This window comes from Bradyrhizobium sp. (assembly GCF_049581145.1).
GTDB lineage: Bacteria > Pseudomonadota > Alphaproteobacteria > Rhizobiales > Xanthobacteraceae > Bradyrhizobium.
On sequence record NZ_JBAURI010000678.1, the window covers coordinates 1 to 18,685 of the forward strand.

Consider the following 18,685-nt stretch of genomic DNA (forward strand, 5'->3'; position numbering starts at 1 on the left):
GTGCCAGCGAGACGCTGGAAAACGATACCCTGACGATTTACGAGCGGGTTTGATGTTCACAGGCATTGTCACCGATCTCGGCGAGATCATTGCGCTCAATCCGACGGTGCAGGGCCAGTTGCATCGCTTGCGCATCGCCTGCCGCTACGACCGTGCCACCATCGCCGATGGCGCCTCGATCGCCTGCAACGGCGTTTGCCTCACCGTGGTGGCCGCGGGCACCGATGGCGGCAACACCTGGTTCGAGGTCGACACCGCTGCCGAGACGCTTGGGCTGACCACGGCGAAACACTGGGCGGTCGGGACCAGGCTCAACCTCGAACGCGCGCTCAAGATCGGCGATGAACTCGGCGGTCATATCGTCGCCGGGCATGCCGACGGCATCGCCACTATTCTCAAACGCGATGATCTGCCCGACATGGCGCGGTTCGAGCTCTCGACCACGCGCGAGCTGGCGCGCTTCATCGCGCCCAAGGGCTCGGTGACGCTGGATGGTGTCTCACTCACGGTCAATACCGTCGACGACGTCAGGTTTTCGGTGCTGATCATTCCGCACACGCTCAGTGTGACCACGCTGTCCGGTTGGCGCGCCGGCGGCGACGTCAATATCGAAGTCGATTTGATGGCGCGTTATGCCGCGCGGTTGGCGGAAATGAAGTGATGGCGCTTGATTTGACTATTGAAAAGACGGCACTTGACATCACGACACTTGGCGTCAGAGCGCTTAACATCACAGCAGCTGGCATCACAGCACTTGGCATCGCGCGTCACTGCGCCTACAAGCGGCGCAACTCCTCAAAGACATTGCACTGGTGGGAAGATGGCAGACGCGCGGCGCGCCCCGTTGAAGGATCAAACCGACATCTCCGGCGCGCGGGCCCTGATCGTCGAGGCGCGCTTCTATGACGACATCCAGGATGCGCTGATGGAAGGCGCGGTCGCGGAATTGAAGGCTGCAGGGATGACTCACGACGTCATCACGGTTCCCGGCGCGCTGGAAATCCCGGCCGCCATCGCCATTGCGCTCGAAGCCGCCGAACAGGCCGGCCGACCCTATGATGCCGCGATCGCCCTGGGCTGCGTGATCAGGGGCGACACCATTCATTTCGAAATCGTTTCGACGGAATCTTCCCGCGCCTTGATGGACCTGGCCGTGGCGCGAAAATTTCCGCTCGGCAACGGTATCCTGACCGTGAACACCGAGGACCAGGCATGGGCGCGGGCGCGCGCCTCGGAACTCAACAAGGGCGGCGACGCCGCGCGCGCGGCCATCGCGATGCTGCGGATCAAGCGCCGGCTGGCACGGTCGTAGACATCATGTCCGAGAGCAGCAAGAAGCCGGCCAAAAAACTTCCCGACAGGAAGGCCAACCGGCGCGGCGCGGCACGGCTCGCCGCGGTACAGGCGCTGTACCAGATGGACATCGCCGGCGCCGGGATCAACGACATCTTCGCCGAGTTCGAGAGCCACTGGCTCGGCGGCGAGGTCGAAGGCGAGAAATATCTGCCGGCCGAAGCCGCCTTCTTCCGCGACATCGTCTCCGGCGTGGTGCGCGATCAGGCCAAGCTCGATCCGCTGATCGACGAGGCGCTGTCGAAGGGCTGGCCGCTGCAGCGGATCGATGCGATTCTGCGCGCGGTGCTGCGCGCCGGCGCCTACGAACTGGAGCATCGCAAGGACGTGCCCGGCCGCGTCGTGGTCTCCGAATATGTCGATGTCGCGCATGCCTTTGTCGAGACCGAAGAGACCGGCATGGTGAATGCGGTCTTGGACCAGATCGCGCGGCAATTTCGCGCCGACGAGTTTTCCCGTGCCTAGCGGGCCTGCCTCCGGCGAGGACTCGCTGATCGCGCGCTATTTCAAGCCGATCGCGACCGATCCCGGGGCCTTCGGTCTCGATGACGATGCCGCGATCCTCAAGGCCCGCGGCGAGGACATCGTGGTCACCACCGATGCGGTGGTGGAGGGCGTGCATTTCCTGCCCGACGATCCGCCCGACGCCATCGCCCGCAAGGCGCTGCGGATGAATCTCTCCGATCTCGCCGCCAAGGGCGCGGACCCGGCCGGCTTTGTGCTGACCCTGGCGCTGCACAAGGCGGACGATGCGTGGCTTGCGGCCTTCGCGGCCGGCCTTGGCGAGGACGCCGGCCTGTACGGCTGCCCGCTGCTCGGCGGCGATACGGTGTCGACGACGGGGCCGGCGATGATCTCGATTACGGCCTTTGGCCGCGTGCCGCGCGGCAGGATGGTTCATCGCAGCGGCGCCGGGGCCGGCGATCGCATCTTGGTCACCGGCACGATCGGCGATGCCGTGCTCGGGCTCGACATCCTGAAGGGCGGCGCGACCGCGGCGGCACTGGCGGGCGAGGCTGCGGCAAGGGACGTGTTGATCGGCCGATACCGCGTTCCGCAGCCGCGCAACGCCATAGCCAGGGCGGTGCGCGATCACGCCAGCGCGGCGATGGATGTCTCCGATGGTCTGGCCGGCGATCTCGCCAAGCTCTGCGCGGCCTCAGGCATCTCCGCCGTGATCGACGCGCCGAGCATCCCGACCTCTGTCGCGGCGGCGGGACTGCTCGCGAACGGCGCAACCGGCATTGCTGCGCTGATCACCGGCGGCGACGACTACGAGGTTCTCTGCACGGTTCCAGAGCTGCGTTGCGAGGCGTTCGCAGCCGAAGCCACCAAGGCCGGCGTCGTCGTGACCTCGATCGGAACCGTGATATCCGGCACGGATCGCCCGCGATTCCTCGACGGCGAGGGCAGGGAGATGACGTTTAAGCGCTTGTCCTATAGTCATTTCTAGCTTTCGCGCGTAGCGTGCTGCACGGCCTGCGAAAAACCTGCCAAGAAAACCTGCCAATAATCGATCATTTGTGGCTTTTGCGGCGTTGCGCCGCAGGTGTGATTTTGGCATGGTCCCGCCCAATTGGGGCCGCCCTTTTGGGCAGGGCAAGGCCTCATTTTTATGCGCCGGGCCGCGATCGCGGCGAAGGGCGTGGGGGCAACGAGATCTGAGGCAAATTCGATGACAGCATTATGGGCGATTGTGCTCTGCGGAGCGCTTGCGATTGTTTACGCGATCTGGGCGACCACGTCGGTCATGAAGGCGGACGCCGGCAACCCCCGGATGCAGGAAATCGCGGCCGCCGTGCGCGAAGGCGCGCAAGCCTATCTGCGCCGCCAGTACACCACGATCGCGATCGTCGGCATCGTGATCTTCGCGTTGCTCGCCTACTTCCTCGGCATGCTGGTCGCGATCGGATTCTTGATCGGCGCGATCTTATCAGGCTCTGCCGGCTTCATCGGCATGAACGTCTCGGTACGCGCCAATGTGCGCACCGCGCAGGCCGCGACCACCTCGCTTGCCGGCGGCCTCGAGCTCGCCTTCAAGGCCGGCGCCATTACCGGCATGCTGGTCGCCGGTCTCGCGCTGCTCGGCGTCACCATCTATTTCGCGGTGCTCACCCACGGCCTGGATCTTGCCCCGGATAGCCGCACCGTCGTCGACGCGATGGTCGCGCTCGGCTTCGGCGCCTCGCTGATCTCGATCTTCGCCCGTCTCGGCGGCGGCATCTTCACCAAGGGCGCTGACGTCGGCGGCGACCTGGTCGGCAAGGTCGAGGCCGGAATTCCCGAGGACGATCCGCGCAACCCCGCCACCATCGCCGACAATGTCGGCGACAATGTCGGCGACTGCGCCGGCATGGCGGCCGACCTGTTCGAGACCTATGCGGTGACCGCGGTCGCCACCATGGTGCTTGCCGCGATCTTCTTCGCCAAGACGCCGATCCTCGCCAACATGATGACGCTGCCGCTTGCGATCGGCGGCATCTGCATCATCACCTCGATCATCGGCACCTTCTTCGTCAAGCTCGGCGCCAACCAGTCGATCATGGGCGCGCTGTACAAGGGTCTGATCGCAACCGGCATCCTGTCGCTGGCCGGCGTTGCCGGCGTGATCTGGTGGCTGATCGGCTTCGACAAGCTGGACGGCGTCCAATACACCGGCATGTCGCTGTTCCTCTGCGGCATCGTCGGCCTCGCCGTCACCGGGCTGATCATCTGGATCACCGAATACTACACCGGCACCGACTTCCGCCCGGTCAAGTCGATCGCAGCCGCCTCCGTCACCGGCCATGGCACCAACGTGATCCAGGGCCTGGCGATCTCGATGGAGGCGACCGCGCTGCCCGCGATCGTCATCATCGCCGGCATCCTCGTCACCTATAGCCAGGCCGGCCTGTTCGGCATTGCGATCGCCACCACGACCATGCTGTCGCTCGCCGGCATGATCGTCGCCCTCGACGCCTTCGGTCCCGTCACCGACAATGCCGGCGGCATCGCGGAAATGGCCGGCCTGCCCAAGGAAGTCCGCAAGTCGACCGACGCGCTCGACGCCGTCGGCAATACCACCAAGGCGGTCACCAAGGGCTATGCGATCGGCTCCGCCGGCCTCGGCGCGCTGGTGCTGTTCGCGGCCTATAACCAGGACCTGAAATTCTTCATCGCGGATTCCGCCAACCACCTCTATTTCAAGGGCGTCAATCCGGACTTCTCGCTGAACAACCCTTACGTCGTCGTCGGCCTGTTGTTCGGCGGCCTGCTGCCCTATCTGTTCGGCGCGATGGGCATGACCGCGGTCGGACGCGCCGCGGGCGCGATCGTCGAGGAGGTGCGGCGTCAGTTCCGGGAAAAGCCCGGCATCATGCAGGGCACCGACAAGCCGGACTACGGCAAGGCCGTCGACCTGCTGACCAAGGCGGCGATCAAGGAAATGATCATCCCCTCGCTATTGCCGGTGCTGTCGCCGATCTTCGTCTATTTCGCGATCTATGTGATCGCGGGCGGCGGCGCCGCCGGCAAATCGGCGGCGTTCTCAGCCGTCGGCGCGATGCTGCTCGGCGTGATCGTCACCGGCCTGTTTGTCGCGATCTCCATGACCTCGGGCGGCGGCGCCTGGGACAATGCCAAGAAGTACATCGAGGACGGCCACTATGGCGGCAAGGGTTCTGACGCGCACAAGGCCGCCGTCACCGGCGACACCGTCGGCGATCCCTACAAGGATACGGCGGGTCCGGCCGTGAACCCGATGATCAAGATCACCAACATCGTGGCGCTGCTGCTGCTGGCGGTCCTCGCGCGCTGAGTGCTGCCTGACGAATGAAAACGGAAAACCCCGCGGTACAGCCGCGGGTTTTTTTGTTGCCGGCTGCTTCGGGCGGCCCGTGGTTCGGGACGGCGCGATGCACCTCTTTGCCATAAAGCTCCGCCATCAAGCCACGCATGGAGCAGGGCGGCATTGCTGAGAAGTGCAAAGCCGCTTCGGACCGCGGTTCATCACAGTGATCACGACTGGTTGATTTTGAACCAACGAACCAATCCGAGACAGGATGGCGGCGGCTGCAACTTTCGCAACTCATTTGCCTGGGGTTGTGGGTCCCGGCTCAAGGCCGGGACGACAGTGGAGTCTTTGGCGCGACCGCCCGACCACAAACTCGACGTCGTCCCCCGCCAACGGGTCGGCGCAACGCGCCGCCCGATGACAGGCTCCGGCGGGGACCCATAACCACAGGAAGTTGTCGTTACGCCGCGCTGCGGCCGGCTCGGTATCAAAACGTCAAAATCACTGCGATGAACCACTGTGATCAACTACTAGAGACCCCCGTAACGTAACCACGTAACCGGCCACAACCCTCACCGTAACTTAGCCCGGAACCGTAACCGAACCTGGTGACGACGCGCCGACATCGCCGGCCGCGGTAGGACAATCGCGCCGCGGCTTGAGCCTTCCCGGGCTTTCGTCTCGGCCAGGTCCGTTCATCCCTCGGCAACCAAGAGCTTTTGCAGTCGGATTTGGATGGCCTTCCCGCAGCCGACTGTCTATAATGTACCTATGTCGCGCCTCGTGTGTCTATCGATTGCTGCCGTTCTGTCGCTGCTGTCCGTCGTCGCGACGGCTGCGCCAATTCATAAGCGGCCGGCGCCGCTCTGGCATGGCTACGGTTTCTTGCCGGGCTACCATCAGCCGCTGAGCAACAGCCTTCCGCTTTACGCCCAGAAAGATGCGATGCGGCGTTTGGCGAGCCGCCAACGGCGCCCTTGGTATATTGACCCGACTCCCGAATACTACGGGTATGATGGCGACTGGCACTATTTCGGCCAGCCCGGCTTTTACCGCGGCCATTACAATGGTGGCAGCTTCGGACCGTGCTGGACCCGGACACCGATCGGGCCGATTTGGAATTGCGGCTGATCCGCGTGTCATGACATCGCATCGCCCGCATTGATGGCCGTCGGTCAGTTCGTTGCGCGGTGCCGGCGGACCACGGTGAGCGTGAGGTCCCGGGCGTTGCGTATATTGACGATCGTGAGTAGCTGAAGCGCGCCGGCTGACGCATCCAGCCCAAACTCTTTTCCCACATGGATCGACGCGGCGGCCGCAAGCAGCGCCAAGTAGCCCGGGCCCGGCAAGATGCCGTGGGCCAGGTGATTCTCCAGATGGTTCATCATATCGGTGCGCGCCCTAGCGCCGCGTCGCGAGGTCCGCGGCGCGGCCGGGCGTACCAAGCACCTTGGCCTGGTCGGCGCCGCATTTGAAATCGCGCGCGATCTGGTCTGCCGCCTGCCGCGCCAGTTCGTCCGCGTTCGGGTTCGCGGCTGCGTCGACATAGGCGACGGGACAGACCCCGCCCGGCGGCAGCCTTGACACGACCAGCAACGGCTTGGCGTCCGGACCGCCGCCGTTGGCGATGGTCTGATCGACGATGTCGGCGATCCGCCAGCGCTGGATCATGGCAAACGGATTGTTGCCCGTGATCCGCCATTCGATCGCGGGTAGGGCCGAATTGAAAGGCCCGAAGGAGGTTTGCGCGGCCTGCTCCTTCGCCGCCTCGTCGCGATTGCGGCCGACCGAGACGGTCTCGCGATGGTCGTCCTTGCTGACGAGGACCACCAGTGTCGACTTGCCGCGACACACCCGTGTCGGGCTGTCCTCGATCCGGCCGGGACCCTCGCTCCAGCAATTTTTGGGCGCCATGGAACTGTAGGAGCTGACCACGATCGGTTGTTGGGGGGCAGCATGCGCGGCGAATGTGGCGACGGCGAGGGTGGTCAGCGCCAGGGCTGCCCCGGCGCCGGTTCCTGAAGTGGGAGGAGCTTTTTTCATGCCGGCCTTGTGGTCCCCGACTTGGTCCTTTTTTCGTGGAATCTGAGGAGGATTCAGGGAAGGAGACCGTCGAAGTTCGAGGACGGTGCGAGTGGCCCGTCGCTCATTCACCCGGCGCCTTTGCCCTCTGGACATGAACCGACAGCGACGTCCAAACTCGCTTGGCAGAGAGGAGCTGTTCAGATGACCATTATCGATTCCCAGGTCCACGCCTATGAAGCGAACACGCCGGCGCGGCCTTGGCACAGCGTGCCGAACTGGCCCGATCACGTCACGGGTGACGAGATGGTGGCGGCGATGGACAAGGTCGGCGTCGACGGGGCGATCTTCATCTCCGCCTTTTCCATGTACCGCTACGACGCCAGCTATGCCGTGGAGGTGCAACGGGCTCATCCCGGCAGGCTCGCCATCGTCAAGCCGGTCGATCCGGACGACCTGGCGGTGGCCGATGTCGTCGCCGACTGGAAGAAGACGCCGGGCGCGGTCGGAATCCGCATCATGCTGACCAGGGAGGCCAAGCGCGATCCGGACGATCCGGGCCTCGACCGGATCGCCCGCGCGGCCGTTCGCTACGGCTTTCCGGTCAACCTGTTGTGCTGGGACAATCTGGACGCGGGCACCGCGCTGATCGATCGGCATCCCGACACCCGATTCATCATCGATCATCTCGGCATCCTGCAGCCGCGCGTGCCGCCGGCGCCGCCGGAGCCCTGGGCGGACCTTCCGAAGGTGCTGGCACTCGCCAGTCGCCCAAACGCGGTGATCAAGGTCAGCGGCGCCTGCACGCTGTCCCGAGAGCCATATCCTTTCCCGGACATCTGGGGTCCGCTTGGCCGCGTGTTTGATGCCTGGGGTTTCGATCGCTGCCTGTGGGGGACGGACTGGACGCGCGCGTTCGCCGTCGTCAATTATGAGCAGGCCGTCGAGCCCTTCCTCAGAACCGACCGGCTGAGCGACGCCGAGCGGGCCATGCTGATGGGCGGCGCCTGCGCCAAGGCCTATGGCTGGTCACCGCAGAAAGCCTGAGCCTTGAACGGGGTGCCGCTTTGGTGAATCGGCGTCCGGCCCGCTCATCGACCGAAGCGCAGGGGAAAATACAGGTCCATGGATGCTTGAATTGCCTCCGGCGGCCCGATCCGGCATAAGTCCGTATCAGGCTGGCGCCTCAAGACGAGAAAGTCGCGCCGTCGAGGCCGCGGTGAAACCAAGATTTCTCCGCATTCGCGCCGGTCATTTTCGCTTTTTCGACCGCGATAGCAGGCTACCCGTCGACGAGACAGCAAGAGGAAGCATCACCAGATGGATATGAAGGATGGCTTCCCTCTCATTCGCTCCGATCATGCCGAGAGAGCCGAGCAGCTGGATAGCGGATCGGCGTGGCACAGAGCAGTGATGTCGCCTGGGTTCCTGAAGGCGTGTCTCGTATCGGGAACCGCAGCAATGGCCGTCCTGGCGGGTGTCGCGGTCGGAAGTCCGCCCGGGCTGTTTGCGACCGTCACGGATTTCGTTGGCGGCCTGTCGACGCCGCGGACCGGCAGCGGCGACAACATGCCAATCGGTCAGCCGACCGCCGAGGCTCGGGCGTTGCCTCCGGTTGCGAGCGAGGTAGCGACCCACGACGAAGCAGCTGCTGCCCCACTCAAAACCGCCGAGCAGAGTCCGAGCGACGTCCTCCAGGCGCCCGCTGGACACTTGTTGGATCAGTTCCAGGCTTGGGCCGCCGGCAAGACGACAGAGGCGGAGGACCGACCTGTGCAGCCCGCGCAGGATCCCCACGCCGATCCTGCCCAGGATGCCCATGCAGATCCTGTCCAGGACGAGGCGCACACCGATCCCGTCCAAGATCTCCAGACAGGTTCCGTCCAAGATGCCCGAGCCGAGATTCGACCCGTGCAGGAGCACCGGGCTGTCGGGCCGGTGAAAAATGCGAAGGCGGAGATCCGCGCCAAGCAAAATCACTTGACGCAAAATCACTTGACCCAAAACCAGCTGGCCAAGATTCGACGGGAGAAGGAAGCGCGGGAACAGGCGCGGCGCGTGCAGGATGCCCACGCCCAGGAGCCAGCCGCACCACCCGTGCCGCCCGCGCAGCATCCCCAGGGCCCGACGTTTCTGGAAAGCCTCGGTTTCCACGACTAGACGAGCGGCACGGCGCTTGGTCTCTCTGCGTACGGGCTGTTTTCAGACATCTCCTCCGCCGTCATTCCGGGGCGCGCTTTTGCGCGGGCCCGGAATCCATGACCACCAGCAGACGTCGTGTCGTGCACGCGTTGTCGCGCCTGCCGAAATACGCCGGTCTCTGGCTATGGATTCCGGGCCTGCACTCCGACCGGCTATCGCCGGCCGCAGCGCATCCCGGAATGACGAACGATGGGTCAACTCCCAGAGGATTGGTTTCATGGAAGCGCTCGAAGCCTAAAGAGCCTGCCGTCGCCTGGACAGCGCCCGCATCGCGCGCTCAGGTTGCTGGGAGAAAACGCCGGCATGCGACTTGTGCGTATGCCGGTTGATCGCGACCTGCTCTCTGGATAGCCTCGACGCGTCCGCCTTTCAGGTGGCAACGCATCACGTCGGCGTGCGATCAGACGCCGCTGCCACATGAATCCTGCCGGATGATGACCCCCTCCAGATTGCTTCGCTTCTCCGCCGGCGGCTGCGTCGCGCTGGCTGTCGTCATGTCGCTCGCGCCGCGCTCGTCGCTCGCGGCATCCGTCACGGCCGTTGCGACCAACGATTTTCTCAACAGCATCGGGGTCGTCACCACGGGCCCCGATCGGGGCCAACCGCTGGCCCGAACCATCGAGATGATCCGCTATTGCGGCTTTCGCTGGGTGCGATCGGGAATCGAGGGCCTGAGCGAAAAAGGTCCCACCACGATGCAAACCGTTCTCGAGCTGCATCGCGAGACCGGCGTGCTGTTGAACTGGGGCCTGGTCAGTGGCGGGACGGATGTGAACAAGCTGGTGGAAACGGGCAGGGTGCTCGCGCAAGCCGGCGCGCTGCTCGCGTTCGAGGGCAACAACGAGCCGAACAACTTCGGCGTCGACTATCAGGGCGAGAAAGGCGGCGGCGGTGCATCGTCATGGATGGCTGTCGCCAAGCTTCAGCGCGATTTGTACCAGGCCGTCAAGCGCGATCCGGTGCTGGCAAAATATCCGGTCTGGTCGATCTCGGAATCCGGCGCGGAGCGCGATAATGTCGGCCTTCAATTTCTCACGATCCCGCCGGGCGCAGGGACCCTGATGCCCGACGGAACGACCTATGCCGACGCCGCGAACGTCCACAATTACATCTATCACCCGCATTCGCCCTATCCGGCCGACAACAAGACGTGGGATGCCGCCGATCCCACGGCCGCATCCAGAGTGGACGGGCTGTTCGGCAATTTCGGCATCACCTGGGCGAAGCGGTTTCGGGGTTACACCCAGCAGCAGCTTGACGCGCTGCCGCGCGTCACGACCGAGACCGGCGTCAGGATCGAAGGGCCCGTCACGGAAGAGATGCAGGGCCTCAATCTGATGAACATGTATCTCGCGCAGTTCAAGCGGGGTTACGCCTACACATCGGTCTATCTGCTGCGGGATCGCACCGACGAGGATGGCAACCAGACCTTCGGCTTCTACCAGGCCGACTATTCACCGCGGAAGGCCGCGATCTACCTTCACAGCCTCACGACCATTCTGGCAGACCATGGCAGCCTCGCCGCGCCCGGCCAGCTCGATTTCGCGATTCCGCACCAGCCCGCGACCGTTCACGAGCTGCTGCTCCAGCATAGCGACGGCACGTTCCAGCTGATCGTCTGGGACGAACGCCTGAGTGGCCAGGACCGCGTCACGGTCCAGTTCGGTGTTACGTCCGCTTCTATCCGGATCTACGACCCGACCACCGGCGTTGAACCCGTCCAGACACCCGCCAATGTCAGCTCGCTCGAACTGACGCTCAGCGATCACCCCCTGATCATCGCAATCCCGCCAGGCAAGCGATGAAGCCGCATGGAATGGCGGAGGACGATGTCGTGTTCGGACGGTCGATCGCGCTAGTTGAAGCTCAGCAGCTTGAACAGCGGGGTCAGGTAGCTCATCTCCTGGCCCGACGTCGGTGTGGTGCGGCTGATGAAGTCGAAGATCTTGCCGTCCTGCAGGCCGTAATTGGCAAGGCGGCGGACCTGCCGGTTCTTGTCGAAATAGATCGCGATCACCCGCTGGTCGACCACCTTCTGGTTCATGAAGGCAGCCTTCCGCTCGGCGCGCTGGGAAATGTAATAGAACACGTCGCCGTCAAGCGTCGCGACCGTCGAGGGCGTTCCCATCACGATCAGCACCTGGTCCTGGCTGGCGCCGATCGGGATCTGCTCCAGCGCGCCGGGCGGCAGGATATAGCCTTTCTGGAACTGTTCGCCGCAGCCACCCAGCGCCGCACACACCAATGCGACAGCAGCGACGCCGCGCCAGCTCGCGAAGCGGCCGCGCCGGCGCGCGAAAACGCCGCGCGGGGCATGCCCACGCATCTTGCTCGCGTCAGTCATTGCGCAACAGGCCCCGTCCTCTTAGAAACTCGTCCAGCCGCCGACCTATCGGAAGTGGGGGGTGGATTGCAAGATGCGCGTGCCCCGCCGCCAGGGGCTCGCTTGTGGAACCCACAATGCTTTGGCCGTTCGATCACTTCAGGAAACCCCGGCTAGCCCCGCGCGGCACCATCGAGACCATCTATGGCACGATCGTGACGCAGGCACGCGAGCCGCTGTTTTATCAGGACCTGGGGGTCCCGGATACGGTGAACGGCCGTTTTGACCTGCTTGTGTTGCATCTGTGGATGGTTTTGCGCCGGCTGCGATCGGTCACAGGAGGGGGCGAGCTGTCGCAAGCGCTGTTCGACCGGTTTTGCGACGATTTGGATGCCAATTTGCGTGAAATGGGCGTCGGCGATCTGACTGTGCCGAAACGGATGCAGGCCTTTGGCGAGGCCTTCTACGGCCGCTCCGCAGCCTACGATCGAACGGTTTCGGACGGCACTCTGGCACGCGCGCTCGCCAGAAATATCTTCAACGAGAATATCCTGAACGGCGAGCCAGCCGAAAATGCCCGGCGGCTGGCGGTCTATGTCGAGATGGCGACTGCTGCTCTGGCGACCCAGGCTGACGCCGATCTCGTGGGCGGATCGTACGCCTTTCCGTTGCCGCGCGAGGCTGCAATATCATGACCAGAATAGATGGAAACAAGGGTCGAAAGAATCCTGACCGCAAGGATCCGGACCTTAAGGATCCGGACCTTAAGGATCCTTGGCGCGTGTTCGTCATGGTTTCTCAGATCCCCGATACCGGGCTGCACCGCGATATCGAAGCCGACGGCGCCGCGCGTCAGGTGATGGCTCATCTCGCCGGGGTGCGCGAGATCGCTTCGGCGTGCGCGTCATTTGACCTGGCGCTGAATAGCGGCGGCCGGATTCATGTCGTCGGCCGTGTCCAGGCGCGGGTCGGACAGACTTGTGTCGTGACGCTTGATCCGATCGACAACGAGATCGACGAGGCCGTCGACCTGATATTCGCGCCCGCCGAGCAGCTGCCTGAACTGGCCGATCTGGTCGACGAGACCACGGAAACGGACACCGAGATCGCCGATCAGCCGGAGCCGTTCGAGAATGGCGTCATCGATCTCGGGCGGCTGGCAACCGACGTGATATTGCTCGCAATCGACCCTTACCCGCGCAAGCCGGGTGCGGTTTTCGAGCCGCAGGTCGCGGCCTCTGAGCCCGAGGATCATCCCTTCGCCGCACTGAAGACGCTGAAGATCGATGCTGCGAAGCCCGATGCCGGCAAGCCGAGGCGGCGTTGAGAACGTGTGCGGTTTGCCTTTGCTGTTTTGGATTTTGCCACCGCCGATCACCGGCAATCGCGAAAATTCATTCCAAGGCATTGAATTTGATTGATTTATTGGAATGAACCGATTTCTCTCCGCACGCGCTTCGGCGGCAAAAGGCCGGGGTCAAGAGGTTGTGTCGGAACGGAGACACGCTATTGTCCCGGCCCGGCTTGGGTGCAGGGTCGCGCTTGGCCGATCGCTGCGTTGAGCGGCGACCGCGGGAAATCAGGCTTCCGGGACATTCATGCCTAAAAAGGTTCGCATCGCGCTTGACGCCATGGGTGGCGATGTCGGCGCGTCCGTCGTCATTCCCGGTGCGGCCATCTCGTTGGCCCGCCATCCCGACACGGAATTCCTCCTATTCGGCGACCGCGCCTTGATCGAGGAGCAGCTCGCAAAGCATCCGGCGATGAACGCGGTGTCGCAGGTCGTCCACACCGACGTCACCGTCAGCATGAACGACAAGCCGAGCCAGGCGCTGCGGCGCGGCCGCAGAACCTCGTCGATGTGGCTTTCGATCGATGCGGTCAAGAAGGGCGAGGCCGATGTGGCGGTATCCGCGGGCAATACCGGCGCGCTGATGGCGATGGCCCGGTTCCATCTGCACACGCTGCCGGGTATCGACCGTCCGGCGATCGCCGCAGTCTGGCCGACCAAACGCGGCGATTCCGTCGTGCTCGATCTCGGTGCCACCCTCGGCGGTGACGCCCAGCATCTGGTGGCACTGGCGGTGATGGGCAGCGCCATGGCGAGCGTGCTGTTCAATCTCGACCGACCGACCGTCGGCCTGCTCAATATCGGGGTCGAGGAAATCAAGGGTCACGAGGAGATCCGCGAGGCGGCGGAACAGCTCCGCGCCATGAATCTCGCGCAACTGCAATATATCGGCTTCGTCGAGGGCGACGGCATCGCCAAGGGCGCCGCCGATGTCATCGTGACCGAGGGCTTCAGCGGCAACATCGCGCTGAAAGCCGCTGAGGGAACCGCACGGCAAATGGCGGAGATTCTGCGCGAGGCGATGTCGCGCACCTGGCGGGCGCGCATCGGCTACTTGTTTGCGCGCGATGCCTTCAAGGCGTTGCGCGACAAGCTCGATCCCCGCAAGTCGAATGGCGGCGTGCTATTGGGATTGCAGGGGGTCGTCGTCAAGAGCCATGGCGGGGCCGACGCCGAAGGCTTTGCCTATGCGGTCGATGTTGGCTATGAGATGGTCCATTACGATCTCCTGACCAAGATCAATCAAATGCTTAATCGCGATGGCGGCGCGCCCCTTGCGCCGACCACGCCGGAGGCTGTCTCGTGAGACTACGTTCGGTGGTGCTCGGCTGCGGTTCCTATCTGCCGCGGCAGATCCTGACCAACGCCGAACTGGCGAGGCGGATCGACACATCAGACGACTGGATCGTGCAACGCACGGGGATCCGGCAGCGCCATATCGCCGCGGAAGGCGAGTTCACCTCACATCTGGCCATCAACGCCGCAAGCGCCGCGCTGGCCGATGCCGGGATTGACGCGCAGTCGATCGACCTGATCGTGCTGGCGACATCGACCCCCGACAACACGTTTCCGGCGACCGCGGTTGCGGTCCAGAACGGTCTCGGCATCACCCATGGCGCGGCGTTCGATCTGCAGGCGGTGTGCTCCGGCTTCGTGTTCGCGCTGGCGACCGCCGATAGCTTCCTGCGCGCGGGAAGCTTCAAGCGGGCGCTGGTGATCGGCGCGGAGACATTCTCGCGCATTCTCGACTGGAGCGATCGCGGCACCTGCGTGCTGTTCGGCGACGGTGCCGGCGCGATCGTGCTCGATGCGCAGCAGCAACCCGGCAAGACCTCGGATCGCGGCGTGCTGACGACGCACCTGCGTTCCGACGGCCGGCACAAGTCGAAACTCTACGTCGATGGCGGTCCGTCCTCGACCCAGACCGTGGGTCATCTGCGCATGGAGGGCCGCGAGGTCTTCAAGCACGCGGTCGGCATGATCACCGACGTGATCGTTGATGCGTTCGAGGCCACGGGCCTGACGGCTGAGGACATCGATTGGTTCGTGCCCCACCAGGCCAACAAGCGAATCATCGATGCCTCCGCTCACAAGCTCCATATTGCGCCGCAAAAAGTGGTTTTGACGGTCGATCTACACGGGAATACCTCCGCAGCATCGATTCCGCTGGCACTGGCGGTGGCGCGCAAGGATGGACGCATCAAGAAAGGCGATCTCGTGCTTTTGGAGGCGATGGGCGGCGGCTTCACCTGGGGTTCCGCGCTCGTGCGCTGGTAATATTTTCCGATATTGTTGTTCGAGTTTGCACCGTTTTATGTGGGTGTCTTCAGAGTGCTGTTGACCATTACAGGGTAAGCTCTTAATTTCAGGCGCATATTGTTCGCCGTAGTGGGGCAGGCGATGACCGGAACTGGAAAAACAGTCACACGTGTGGACCTCTGCGAGGCCGTCTATCAAAAAGTTGGTCTGTCTCGCACCGAATCGTCCGCGTTCGTTGAACTGGTACTGAAAGAGATCACGGATTGCCTGGAGAAGGGCGAGACCGTGAAACTGTCATCGTTCGGCTCGTTCATGGTGCGCAAGAAGGGTCAGCGTATCGGTCGGAATCCGAAGACCGGCACCGAGGTGCCGATCTCGCCGCGCCGCGTGATGGTGTTCAAGCCGTCGGCCATTCTGAAACAGCGTATCAATGGCCACGCGGTGACCAATGGCGGCGGGGAAAAGGCCGACTGAGGCGTCGTCAGTAGTCGAAGGGAAGCAAGCATTTGGACAAGGCGCCGGATGCGTTCCGAACGATCAGCGAGGTTGCCCAGGATCTCGACATTCCGCAGCATGTGCTGAGATTCTGGGAAACGCGTTTCGCCCAGATCAAGCCGATGAAGCGGAGCGGGGGCCGGCGCTATTATCGGCCCGACGATGTCGATCTGCTCAAGGGCATCCGCAGGCTCTTGTACGGCGAGGGCTACACTATCCGCGGGGTGCAGCGCATCCTCAAGGAGCATGGCGTCAAATCGGTCCAGGGCTTGGCCGACAGCTCGGCCGCGGTTTCGTTCGGCGCCATCGAGGAGGCGCTCGGCCAGAGCCTGATGGAACCCGACAAGGGGGCCTCGGGCGCCGATCTCGACGATGAGGATGGAGATGAGGACGACGACGAGGAGGGCGGCAACGAAGACGGGATCGATTTCCGTTTCGTTGACGAGGAGGACGACATCCTCGAGACGTTCCGCGGCGGCGCCAGCCGCGCCAGCGAGCACCGCGCGATCGACCGGGAACGGCTGGAAGGCGCGCTGAAGGACCTGTTGGCCTGCCGGCAGATGCTGGAGCGGGCGCTGAAGGACGGCTAGAGCCGCCGCTAACGGCGGTTCATCAGGTGGCCATATCGCCCCGCCACGCCGCGCCTTGCGCGGCGAGGCGATCAAAGCTAAGGGAACGGCATCGGAGCGTGGCGCAGCCCGGTTAGCGCACTAGTCTGGGAGACTAGGGGTCGGAGGTTCAAATCCTCTCGCTCCGACCAAAATTACAAATGCTTTCAAAGTGATTCCGGGGTGGTCCGTTTACAACCGTCCGCCCGTTTACAAGCGGTTTACAGTTTTTCGTTCGCTGGCCGTTCCCCCCGTTCGCGCTTTTGAGCCTTCGCGCCGAGTGGCGCCGGCCTGTTTCCGGTCTCGGTGGCCTAGTTTGGGCATGGCCTGATTTGCAGGGAGATAACGAGGACGTTACAACCAGCTCAACCTTTGCTAGCGTGACCGCCATATTCAATCGATTCCCACGGATGGGGCGGCCAAAACATTGAAAAGACAAATAGATACTGTAGCAGAGGCTAGGTCGGCGGATGGCCCAAGATAAGGATTCCGACCTCGTTAAGCATTTCATGTTCCACTTGGTCACCGGCGGCGTGATGTTTCTGATGGCCGGCGCCGTGTCGGCCGCTCTGGAATTGGCTGCGGATTATCTCGACGAGTTCCAGAAACTATGGCTACTTGCTATCGTTTTCCATCTAGTGGCGATCGTGATTCTGGTCTTAGATGTTGGCAGCCTCGTCTTTTTTCTGACGATCCGCACTTACAGGTTCGTACGAGACACATGGTCCATGAAGGACGGCTAACTTGAAAAAAATGATCAAGAAACAACTCAGAAAAGAGCTGATCAAGAAACAACGCAGACGTAAGGCTTTCAGCGGTTCGATTCACGAACGCGCAGGAGAGGGCACGTCAGCTACCTTCCGCACGAAGGCAGAAGCCGAGCAAGAAGCCCGAAGTCTCACCGGAATGGTGAGGGACGATATAGGTCTGTACTTTTCCCCCCTCGTCGCAGTCGCAGGCGAGTTTCGTAAGCGGATGCGCGGGGCATAGAGCGCAGTCAGACATCCGGGACCGTTTGAATTAAAGGCTGCCTCAGTTGGCGGCCTCTTTGCTGTCCCGATAATCCTCGAGCTTCTTTATAGCGTTCGCGGCGAGGACGCCGCGGCGGGCCAGATAGGTATCAATGATCCGCTGCGCCTTGTCGACGGTCCAGCACATGGCTTCTGCGATTTCGGGAGCGGTGGCGCCGGCCTCCGCGAGCAGCGTCGCCGCGGTCCCCCGGTTATCGTGGAAATTCAAATCCTCGGCGCCGACCGCGTTCGCGTCCTCTCGCCAATGGTCGTTGAAATAGCGCTTCGTGTACGCCTTTCCTGTCGGCGTGAGCATGACCAGCGCGCCGGTGCGCGTGAGGCCGTCCAGGTGCGCCCTAAGCTCGCGTGTGGCCGGTATCCAAACGAGTTTACCCGTCTTGCTGGACCTGATTTGGACCTGTTGCCCATTGTAGCGCGTCCAGGGGAATTTGCGGATATCGGACGCGCGCATGGCCGTGTTCCGGACTAGATACATCGCCGTTGCCATGGCTGGGCGTGCGGTCCTGATGAATTGTTGCTGCAATTCCTCGGACCATGTCTTGTCCGCTCTGTCGCTCTTGTAGAGCCGCTGGAACGACGGAATAGGGTGGTACTTGATCCGGCGTTTTTCCTTCGCGAACGAAAGCACGCGGCAGAGCGCGGACATAAGGTTGTCGGCCGATCGGCGCGACGTCTTGCCTAACTCCTGATGCCACGCGAGCACGTCCGCGGCGAAGGCGTCGGCGTCGTCCTGGTTGTTAAAGGTCGCCTCGGGGACGCTGCCCCATTTGGTCTCTATCCGCTTTAGCTTCCATGGGTATTCGCGCCGCGACGTCTCGCTTAGGGCGTCGAAGGTGCTCGACGTGTCGAAAAAACGAATCAGCGCTGTAAGCGTCGATTCGCCTTTGCTCCGCATCTTCTTTTCGGCATCGGCGTAGCTCTCCGCGAGGCGGTTGGCGTCCAGCGGCAAGCCGGTGGCTCGGTGATACAGATGGATCTTGATCGAACCGTCCGTCTGTTTCTTCTTGACGCGGTGAATGCCCTTTAGCTTAAGCGGCTTGGATTTTACGCGCATTCTCCGCCTTCCAGCGCTGGTACGGGGTCAACTCGGTCGATTCTGTCACAAGGCCGCTGGCGCGGTCTAGGGCCGCGTCCAGGGCCTTCCGGTCCCAACGGTTGGTGCCTGGGATCGCCGGCGGGATAATACCCTTCTGTCGCCAGCGGTCGAACGCGGCGAGTGTCTCGCAGCCGCAATAGTCGGCTGCCTCCTGTTTGGTCATGCCGCGGCGC

General features: G+C 63.3%; 22 protein-coding genes and 1 tRNA gene. 18 read left to right on the top strand and 5 right to left on the bottom strand.

Translation table 11 applies throughout. From position 1 onward, the window contains the following. Positions 1-52: 52 nt before the first annotated feature. From WCB02_RS22090 to WCB02_RS22115, 6 genes are all read left to right on the top strand, one after another. Positions 53-661 (top strand): riboflavin synthase, encoded by a 609-nt coding sequence (locus tag WCB02_RS22090; RefSeq protein WP_423961408.1) that lies wholly within the window; start codon positions 53-55, stop codon positions 659-661. 159 nt (positions 662-820) lie between these two features. After that, positions 821-1,312 (top strand): 6,7-dimethyl-8-ribityllumazine synthase, encoded by a 492-nt coding sequence (gene ribH / locus WCB02_RS22095; protein WP_423961410.1) that lies wholly within the window; start codon positions 821-823, stop codon positions 1,310-1,312. Between the two features lie 5 nt (positions 1,313-1,317). Then, positions 1,318-1,818, top strand: a complete 501-nt coding sequence (gene nusB, locus WCB02_RS22100; protein ID WP_423961412.1) for a transcription antitermination factor NusB — start codon at positions 1,318-1,320, stop codon at positions 1,816-1,818. Then, entirely contained in the window at positions 1,811-2,806 is a 996-nt protein-coding gene (thiL, locus tag WCB02_RS22105; protein WP_423961414.1) for a thiamine-phosphate kinase, read from the top strand. The genes nusB and thiL overlap by 8 nt, the downstream gene beginning before the upstream one ends. Positions 2,807-3,028: 222 nt before the next feature. Next, positions 3,029-5,149, top strand: coding sequence for a sodium-translocating pyrophosphatase (locus WCB02_RS22110; protein WP_423961415.1), 2,121 nt, complete (start codon positions 3,029-3,031; stop codon positions 5,147-5,149). 747 nt (positions 5,150-5,896) lie between these two features. Beyond that, positions 5,897-6,256 carry a hypothetical protein gene (locus tag WCB02_RS22115; RefSeq protein ID WP_423961417.1) on the top strand — a complete coding sequence of 120 codons (360 nt, stop codon included), beginning with the start codon at positions 5,897-5,899 and terminating at the stop codon, positions 6,254-6,256. Positions 6,257-6,300: 44 nt separating this feature from the next. Here WCB02_RS22115 and WCB02_RS22120 read toward each other — a convergent pair whose 3' ends face one another. Continuing rightward, positions 6,301-6,513, bottom strand: coding sequence for a hypothetical protein (locus tag WCB02_RS22120; protein ID WP_423961418.1), 213 nt, complete (start codon positions 6,511-6,513; stop codon positions 6,301-6,303). Between the two features lie 13 nt (positions 6,514-6,526). Further along, positions 6,527-7,168, bottom strand: a complete 642-nt coding sequence (locus tag WCB02_RS22125) for a hypothetical protein (RefSeq protein ID WP_423961419.1) — start codon at positions 7,166-7,168, stop codon at positions 6,527-6,529. 183 nt (positions 7,169-7,351) lie between these two features. Here WCB02_RS22125 and WCB02_RS22130 point away from each other — a divergent pair, with 183 nt between their 5' ends. From WCB02_RS22130 to WCB02_RS22140, 3 genes are all read left to right on the top strand, one after another. Further along, complete coding sequence (locus tag WCB02_RS22130) at positions 7,352-8,194, top strand: amidohydrolase family protein (RefSeq protein ID WP_423961421.1); 843 nt, start codon at positions 7,352-7,354, stop codon at positions 8,192-8,194. Between the two features lie 273 nt (positions 8,195-8,467). Continuing rightward, complete coding sequence (locus tag WCB02_RS22135) at positions 8,468-9,307, top strand: hypothetical protein (protein WP_423961422.1); 840 nt, start codon at positions 8,468-8,470, stop codon at positions 9,305-9,307. Between the two features lie 476 nt (positions 9,308-9,783). Further along, on the top strand, positions 9,784-11,154 hold the full coding sequence (locus WCB02_RS22140; RefSeq protein ID WP_423961424.1) for a glycosyl hydrolase: 1,371 nt from the start codon (positions 9,784-9,786) through the stop codon (positions 11,152-11,154). Between the two features lie 50 nt (positions 11,155-11,204). Here WCB02_RS22140 and WCB02_RS22145 read toward each other — a convergent pair whose 3' ends face one another. After that, on the bottom strand, positions 11,205-11,693 hold the full coding sequence (locus WCB02_RS22145; protein WP_423961426.1) for an outer membrane protein assembly factor BamE: 489 nt from the start codon (positions 11,691-11,693) through the stop codon (positions 11,205-11,207). Between the two features lie 116 nt (positions 11,694-11,809). Between WCB02_RS22145 and WCB02_RS22150 the strand changes: the two genes are divergently transcribed. The 9 genes from WCB02_RS22150 (at position 11,810) to WCB02_RS22190 (ending at position 17,375) form a co-directional block, all read left to right on the top strand. Then, on the top strand, positions 11,810-12,367 hold the full coding sequence (locus WCB02_RS22150) for a ubiquinol-cytochrome C chaperone family protein (protein WP_423961428.1): 558 nt from the start codon (positions 11,810-11,812) through the stop codon (positions 12,365-12,367). Positions 12,368-12,462: 95 nt separating this feature from the next. Further along, positions 12,463-12,999 (top strand): YceD family protein, encoded by a 537-nt coding sequence (locus tag WCB02_RS22155; protein WP_423961443.1) that lies wholly within the window; start codon positions 12,463-12,465, stop codon positions 12,997-12,999. Positions 13,000-13,270: 271 nt separating this feature from the next. Then, positions 13,271-14,329 (top strand): phosphate acyltransferase PlsX, encoded by a 1,059-nt coding sequence (gene plsX, locus WCB02_RS22160; RefSeq protein ID WP_423961430.1) that lies wholly within the window; start codon positions 13,271-13,273, stop codon positions 14,327-14,329. Next, a complete protein-coding gene (locus WCB02_RS22165; protein ID WP_423961432.1) occupies positions 14,326-15,300 on the top strand; it encodes a beta-ketoacyl-ACP synthase III in 975 nt (324 codons plus the stop codon). Before plsX ends, WCB02_RS22165 begins: the two co-directional genes overlap by 4 nt. 123 nt (positions 15,301-15,423) lie before the next feature. Beyond that, a complete protein-coding gene (locus WCB02_RS22170) occupies positions 15,424-15,756 on the top strand; it encodes an integration host factor subunit alpha (protein WP_423961444.1) in 333 nt (110 codons plus the stop codon). Between the two features lie 32 nt (positions 15,757-15,788). Next, on the top strand, positions 15,789-16,367 hold the full coding sequence (locus WCB02_RS22175) for a MerR family transcriptional regulator (protein WP_423961435.1): 579 nt from the start codon (positions 15,789-15,791) through the stop codon (positions 16,365-16,367). Between the two features lie 92 nt (positions 16,368-16,459). Further along, positions 16,460-16,537: transfer RNA gene (locus tag WCB02_RS22180), tRNA-Pro, on the top strand. Positions 16,538-16,855: 318 nt separating this feature from the next. Beyond that, positions 16,856-17,128, top strand: coding sequence for a hypothetical protein (locus WCB02_RS22185; RefSeq protein WP_423961437.1), 273 nt, complete (start codon positions 16,856-16,858; stop codon positions 17,126-17,128). Between the two features lies 1 nt (position 17,129). Then, entirely contained in the window at positions 17,130-17,375 is a 246-nt protein-coding gene (locus WCB02_RS22190; RefSeq protein WP_423961438.1) for a hypothetical protein, read from the top strand. Between the two features lie 42 nt (positions 17,376-17,417). Here WCB02_RS22190 and WCB02_RS22195 read toward each other — a convergent pair whose 3' ends face one another. After that, positions 17,418-18,470 carry a tyrosine-type recombinase/integrase gene (locus WCB02_RS22195; protein WP_423961440.1) on the bottom strand — a complete coding sequence of 351 codons (1,053 nt, stop codon included), beginning with the start codon at positions 18,468-18,470 and terminating at the stop codon, positions 17,418-17,420. Further along, a partial coding sequence (locus WCB02_RS22200) for a hypothetical protein (RefSeq protein WP_423961442.1) occupies positions 18,445-18,685 on the bottom strand: 241 nt, incomplete at its 5' end. The genes WCB02_RS22200 and WCB02_RS22195, both read right to left, overlap by 26 nt.

What these genes read in the sequence shown, in the direction of transcription:
- WCB02_RS22090 (WP_423961408.1), top strand. Translation starts at nt 53, where the DNA reads ATGTTCACAGGCATTGTCACCGATCTCGGCGAGATCATTGCGCTCAAT.
- ribH (WP_423961410.1), top strand. Translation starts at nt 821, where the DNA reads ATGGCAGACGCGCGGCGCGCCCCGTTGAAGGATCAAACCGACATCTCC.
- nusB (WP_423961412.1), top strand. Translation starts at nt 1,318, where the DNA reads ATGTCCGAGAGCAGCAAGAAGCCGGCCAAAAAACTTCCCGACAGGAAG.
- WCB02_RS22110 (WP_423961415.1), top strand. Translation starts at nt 3,029, where the DNA reads ATGACAGCATTATGGGCGATTGTGCTCTGCGGAGCGCTTGCGATTGTT.
- WCB02_RS22115 (WP_423961417.1), top strand. Translation starts at nt 5,897, where the DNA reads ATGTCGCGCCTCGTGTGTCTATCGATTGCTGCCGTTCTGTCGCTGCTG.
- WCB02_RS22120 (WP_423961418.1), bottom strand. Translation starts at nt 6,513, where the DNA reads ATGATGAACCATCTGGAGAATCACCTGGCCCACGGCATCTTGCCGGGC.
- WCB02_RS22125 (WP_423961419.1), bottom strand. Translation starts at nt 7,168, where the DNA reads ATGAAAAAAGCTCCTCCCACTTCAGGAACCGGCGCCGGGGCAGCCCTG.
- WCB02_RS22130 (WP_423961421.1), top strand. Translation starts at nt 7,352, where the DNA reads ATGACCATTATCGATTCCCAGGTCCACGCCTATGAAGCGAACACGCCG.
- WCB02_RS22135 (WP_423961422.1), top strand. Translation starts at nt 8,468, where the DNA reads ATGGATATGAAGGATGGCTTCCCTCTCATTCGCTCCGATCATGCCGAG.
- WCB02_RS22140 (WP_423961424.1), top strand. Translation starts at nt 9,784, where the DNA reads ATGACCCCCTCCAGATTGCTTCGCTTCTCCGCCGGCGGCTGCGTCGCG.
- WCB02_RS22145 (WP_423961426.1), bottom strand. Translation starts at nt 11,693, where the DNA reads ATGACTGACGCGAGCAAGATGCGTGGGCATGCCCCGCGCGGCGTTTTC.
- WCB02_RS22150 (WP_423961428.1), top strand. Translation starts at nt 11,810, where the DNA reads ATGCTTTGGCCGTTCGATCACTTCAGGAAACCCCGGCTAGCCCCGCGC.
- WCB02_RS22155 (WP_423961443.1), top strand. Translation starts at nt 12,463, where the DNA reads ATGGTTTCTCAGATCCCCGATACCGGGCTGCACCGCGATATCGAAGCC.
- plsX (WP_423961430.1), top strand. Translation starts at nt 13,271, where the DNA reads ATGCCTAAAAAGGTTCGCATCGCGCTTGACGCCATGGGTGGCGATGTC.
- WCB02_RS22170 (WP_423961444.1), top strand. Translation starts at nt 15,424, where the DNA reads ATGACCGGAACTGGAAAAACAGTCACACGTGTGGACCTCTGCGAGGCC.
- WCB02_RS22185 (WP_423961437.1), top strand. Translation starts at nt 16,856, where the DNA reads ATGGCCCAAGATAAGGATTCCGACCTCGTTAAGCATTTCATGTTCCAC.
- WCB02_RS22195 (WP_423961440.1), bottom strand. Translation starts at nt 18,470, where the DNA reads ATGCGCGTAAAATCCAAGCCGCTTAAGCTAAAGGGCATTCACCGCGTC.